Annotated in this window: 3 protein-coding genes; 1 reads left to right on the forward strand and 2 read right to left on the reverse strand. The window is 54.2% G+C overall.

All coding sequences use genetic code 11. The features are described from left to right. Window positions 1–3: 3 nt before the first annotated feature. Window positions 4–207, reverse strand: coding sequence for a hypothetical protein (locus NW835_RS00405; protein ID WP_414414229.1), 204 nt, complete (start codon window positions 205–207; stop codon window positions 4–6). 173 nt (window positions 208–380) lie between these two features. Here NW835_RS00405 and treY point away from each other — a divergent pair, with 173 nt between their 5' ends. Further along, entirely contained in the window at window positions 381–3,182 is a 2,802-nt protein-coding gene (treY, locus tag NW835_RS00410) for a malto-oligosyltrehalose synthase (RefSeq protein ID WP_414414230.1), read from the forward strand. A 5-nt stretch (window positions 3,183–3,187) separates the two neighbouring features. Here the strand turns inward: treY and tpiA are convergent, their stop codons facing one another. Next, complete coding sequence (tpiA, locus tag NW835_RS00415; RefSeq protein WP_414364169.1) at window positions 3,188–3,952, reverse strand: triose-phosphate isomerase; 765 nt, start codon at window positions 3,950–3,952, stop codon at window positions 3,188–3,190. Window positions 3,953–4,219 lie beyond the last annotated feature (267 nt).

Consider the following 4,219-nt stretch of genomic DNA (forward strand, 5'->3'; position numbering starts at 1 on the left):
GCGCTATCCCTCCCCACCCGGGTGGGGAATCCCGCGCCTTACGTTGAGAAAAGTATGGGCTGGCAGAGGAGCCGCCAAGGGATCCGGACTGGGAGGAGCAGGGATCTCCAGGCTGACCTGGGGCTGGGAGCTGCTGGCCTCCAGCAAAATCTCCTCCAGGCGTTGCTGCATCAGACGCAGACGGGCAGGAGAACAATCGTTGCCCATCTCGCCGCTGCCTGGTTTAGCATCATTGTCTGCACTTGGGCACTCTTGTGCCCCTGAACACCTATCTAGGGTCTGGCCGATCTTTATCCAGGATCCCCTGATCTTAGCCGCTACCCTGGAAACATCCCTTCTGGTCATGGGCTGAGCCACCTTGTCGTCGTTTTGAGGTCGCCATGCGGATCCCGACTTCCACCTATCGCATTCAGTTTCACGCTGGATTTGACTTTGAGGCAGCGCGGCAAATTGTCCCCTACCTGAAGTTGCTGGGCATCAGCGATCTGTATGCTTCTCCCATCTTTCAGGCCCGCAAGGGCAGCACCCATGGCTACGACGTCGTGGATCCCAGGCAGATCAACGTGGAGCTAGGGGGGAGTGAAAAGTTTGAACTCTTGTGGGAAACCCTCAACCGGCAGGGAATCGGCTGGATCCAAGACATTGTGCCCAACCACATGGCCTACGACGGCCAAAATCAAATGTTAATGGATGTTTTGGAAAGTGGCCCTAACTCAGACTTCATCGATTACTTTGATGTCAACTGGAACCATTCTTATCTAGGTATTAAGGGAAGGATCTTGGCACCTTTTTTGGGTGACTTCTACGATAAATGCTTGGAGTCTGGACAAATCCAGCTCCGTTACGACGCTGATGGCCTTAGCATCAACTACTATAACTTGAGATTTCCTCTAAATATTGATACCTATGCCGATGTTTTTACCTACAACTTGGGCAAACTAAGACGAAAACTAGGACGCAGCCACCCCGATTACATCAAATTACTCGGGATCCTCTTCAGTCTTAAATTCATCCCTAGCAAAGAAGATCTTCTAGAGCGCACCGATCAGATTAACTTTGCCAAGCACTCCCTATGGGAGCTCTACACCTCTAGCCAACATATTCAGAACTTTTTTGACGAGAACATTGCCATTTTTAACGGCAAGCCAGGGGATCCCTCAAGCTTTGACTTGTTGGACAGCCTTTTGGCGCGACAAAACTTCCGCCTTTCTTTCTGGAAGGTGGGTGCTGAGGAGATCAATTATCGTCGTTTTTTTACCATCAACGATCTGATCTCGCTGCGGATGGAAGATCGCGAAGTATTTCGCAAAACACACCAGCTCATCCTCAAGCTTTCAGAACAGGGGCGCTTTACGGGCTTACGCATTGACCACATCGATGGCTTATTTAACCCAGAGGAGTATCTCCATCGTCTGCGAGAACGCTGCCCAGATCTCTACATCGTGGTAGAAAAAATACTAGAAGCTAATGAGAAGCTACCTCAGCAATGGCCAGTTCAAGGCACAACGGGTTACGACTTTTTAGCTAAGCTTAATGGCATCTTTTGCCAATCGGAGAATGCAGAAGCCTTCAGTGCTCTGTATCAAGATTTCACCAACCTACAACAGTCACCAGAACAAGTTATCGAAGATAAAAAACGGCTGATTATCGAGCGCAACCTGGCAGGGGACATGGACAACCTTGCTTTTTTGCTCAAGCAGATTACCAGCCATCACCGCTACGCCAACGACTTTACCCTCTACAGCTTGCGCCGAGCCCTGGCAGAGGTTTTGGTGTGTTTCCCAGTCTACCGGGTCTACATCCATGAAGGGATCCTCAGCCCAGAAGGTCAACAGGCTATCCGTCAAGCTGTAGAGAAAGCTAAGGAGAACCTGCCCATTCTGGTCAACGAGCTGAATTTCCTGCAGCGCTTTCTCTGCCTTGAGTTCCCTGAAAACGTCTCAGAGGAAGAGAAAAACGAGCAAATCTACTTTGCTATGCGGCTGCAACAGTTGGCCGGCCCTCTCATGGCCAAAGGGGTAGAGGATACGGCCTTCTATGTTTACAATCGGCTGCTATCCCTAAACGAAGTGGGTGGGGATCTGTGTCGTTTTGGCATTTCTGTCCAAGAGTTCCATCGCTTTAACCAAGAACGAGCAGCCCAGTGGCCCTTCTCAATGAATGCTTCCTCCACCCATGACACCAAACGCGGCGAGGATGTGCGGGCCCGCCTGAATGTGCTTTCGGAAATCCCCGCCGAGTGGGAGAAGCACATTAAACTCTGGCATGAGTTGAATCTTGGCTACAAAGTCCGCAGCAAGCAAGCGAAGCGTTTGGAGCTGCCGGATCGCAACGACGAGTATTTTCTTTATCAGACCCTGATCGGCTCCTATCCCTTTCAGCCGGAGGAAGTTCCCACCTTTATCCAGCGAGTTAAAGACTACGCCATTAAAGCGGTTCGGGAAGCCAAAGTTCACACTGCCTGGCTTCGCCCCGATACCGAATATGAAGAAGCCACCCTTGCTTTCATCGATCAGATCCTGCAGTCCTCAAGCCCCTTCCTGGAGTCTTTCCTGCCCTTTCAGCGCAAAATTGCCCACTTTGGCATCTTTAACTCTCTCTCTCAAACCCTGCTGAAGCTCACCAGCCCTGGGATCCCGGATATCTACCAGGGCACGGAGCTGTGGGATCTCAGTATGGTAGATCCCGACAATCGTCGGCCCGTGGACTTTTCCCGTCGCCTAGCTTACCTCGAGGAAATCCAGCGGCGAATTAAGCAGGATTCCCTGCAACTGATCCAAGATCTTCTGCTCCACCGCCATGACGGCCGCATTAAGCTGTTTCTCATCCATCAGATGCTAAAGGGCCGTCAGGAACAGCCGCAACTGTTTCTGGAAGGCAGCTATATCCCCCTGCAAGTAAGCGGCTCCTATGCCAACCACGTCATCGCTTTTGCCCGTCAGCACGACAAACAAGTCGTCCTGGTGGTGGCGCCCCGCTTCTTAACCTCCTTAATTGACGAGACGCAGGATCCCCTAGGGGAATTGGTTTGGAAAGATACGGAAATTCAGCTGCCGCGCTGGAAGCGGCTGGACTGGGTGAACGGCCTCACCCAAGAAGGGATCCCAGCTGGCGACACCTTGCCAGTGGGCGCCGTCCTCAAGTCTTTCCCGGTGGCTCTGCTGTGGGGGCAATCTCGCTGAGGAGCCTAGGGAGCCGCTGCAGCAGGGGTTAGGGTCTGGAAGTTGACAATGCGGGCAAACTCTTGGGGATCGAGGCTAGCGCCCCCCACCAGGACACCATCAATCTGCGGCTGGGCCATCAGCTCGTCAATATTGCTGGCTTTAACGGAGCCACCGTAGAGGATGGGCAGGTGGTCGGCACCCAGATGCTGGCGTATAAGGCCGATGACGCGGTTGGCCTCAGCCGCTGCACAGGTTTTCCCCGTGCCAATAGCCCAGATTGGCTCGTAGGCAATCACGAGGTTTTGCAGATCGATCCCTGGCAAGGCGCGATCCAACTGTCCCACAATCCAGGACTCGGTTAGGCCCTGTTCCCGCTGTTGCAAGCTTTCCCCCACACAGAGGATAGGAGTGAGCCTGTGCCGCTGGGCCGCTGCCAAGCGCCAGTTGACGGTTTCATCGGTTTCGCCAAAGTATTGCCGCCGCTCGCTGTGGCCGACGATCACGTAGCGCACCCCCAGCTCTGCCAGCATGGGGCCGGAGATCTCTCCCGTAAACGCCCCTTGATCCTCCCAGTGCAGGTTCTGGGCTCCCACAGCAATGCCGGATCCCCGCGTTTCTTCTACCACCACAGCCAGGTCTGTGAAGGGCACGCAGAGGATGATCTGCCGCTGCGGCGTCGCCCCTACAGACGACGCTTGCAGAGCCGGAGCAAACTCGCGCAGAAACTGGCGAGCCTCAGCCTGAGTCTTGTGCATTTTCCAGTTGCCGGCAATGAGGATGGGGCGCAAGACGGATCCTCCCTAAGCGACACAACGATATAGTCAATCGCTGGGATCCCGAGCCTGGGGGATCCCGAGCTTTTTTCGTATGTCACAGTGTATCAGCAAGAGGTTTCAGAAGAGGGCGAGGGAGGTTGTTGACGCCGCTCCTCCAAGCTGGCCGCAAGGGCAGCTAGGCAGTCTTGGAGGGGGGATCCCTGCTCTAGGTGCCGGACGGCAACGGCATAGGCTTCGGGGTGAGCTTGCAACAAGGCCTGGCTCTGGCGGAGAAAGCGG

The sequence above is a fragment of the Synechococcus sp. OH2 genome, from assembly GCF_047462155.1.
In the GTDB taxonomy this organism is placed as follows: domain Bacteria; phylum Cyanobacteriota; class Cyanobacteriia; order Thermostichales; family Thermostichaceae; genus Thermostichus.

Bases quoted from the DNA above. Each gene is read 5' to 3' on its own strand.
- NW835_RS00405 (WP_414414229.1), bottom strand. From the start codon at position 207: ATGGGCAACGATTGTTCTCCTGCCCGTCTGCGTCTGATGCAGCAACGC.
- treY (WP_414414230.1), top strand. From the start codon at position 381: ATGCGGATCCCGACTTCCACCTATCGCATTCAGTTTCACGCTGGATTT.